This window comes from Caldibacillus sp. 210928-DFI.2.18 (genome assembly GCF_020554505.1).
Classification (GTDB): Bacteria; Bacillota; Bacilli; order Bacillales; family Caldibacillaceae; genus Caldifermentibacillus; species Caldifermentibacillus hisashii.
This window is the reverse complement of record NZ_JAJCHL010000217.1, coordinates 1-573: the sequence shown is the minus strand read 5'-3', so window position 1 is coordinate 573 and position 573 is coordinate 1. Positions and strand designations below refer to the sequence as shown.

1 protein-coding gene is annotated in these 573 nt (G+C 36.3%); it reads right to left on the bottom strand.

The window, feature by feature from the left end; all coding sequences use genetic code 11:
* Window positions 1-180: 180 nt before the first annotated feature.
* Window positions 181-480, bottom strand: coding sequence for a HesB/YadR/YfhF family protein (locus tag LIZ98_RS17635; protein WP_227140432.1), 300 nt, complete (start codon window positions 478-480; stop codon window positions 181-183).
* Window positions 481-573 lie beyond the last annotated feature (93 nt).

Here is a 573-nt window from a genome sequence, read left to right as displayed (position 1 = left end):
ATTATTTCATCCCAATGACTAAAGTCATGGGCTTTCATAATGCAGTTTTCGTAACTAGATCGCTTTACTTACTCGATCTGCCTTTTCTTTTCCCTACATTTAACACGACTCAAAATAATTGTGCTTTAGGCGTGTGCTATAGAAAAATGCCCTTTTTCGGGGCTGAACAAAATGATTATCTTATTCCGGCTTTACATAATCAAATGTAAGCTCATCATCGTTCGGATCATAATCTACATGGAGATCATGTCCATCAAAAAACCAAACATCGGAAGTTTCTACATAAAAATCGATACCATCCTTTTCGGTGTAAACAGCCATATCAACTGGATCATTATCCTGGGTAAAACCAAGGGCAAAGTTTTTTTGTACCGGACTCGACCCATAAATTTTACTAAAAAACTTAACTTTATCACCTTTTTTTAAGCCCATTGACTCCTTAAACCATTCAAGTGCGTTTTGACTTATTATAATTTCCATAGTTCCACTCCTCGATGCTGTAGAATCTGTTTATTTTTAGAGCCTTTGCCAAAATGCTGTATCTCCTGAAGCAGTAGGCAGTCAGACAATTAA

Excerpts from the sequence above, each read along its gene's own strand:
- LIZ98_RS17635 (WP_227140432.1), bottom strand. The coding sequence starts at position 480 with ATGGAAATTATAATAAGTCAAAACGCACTTGAATGGTTTAAGGAGTCA.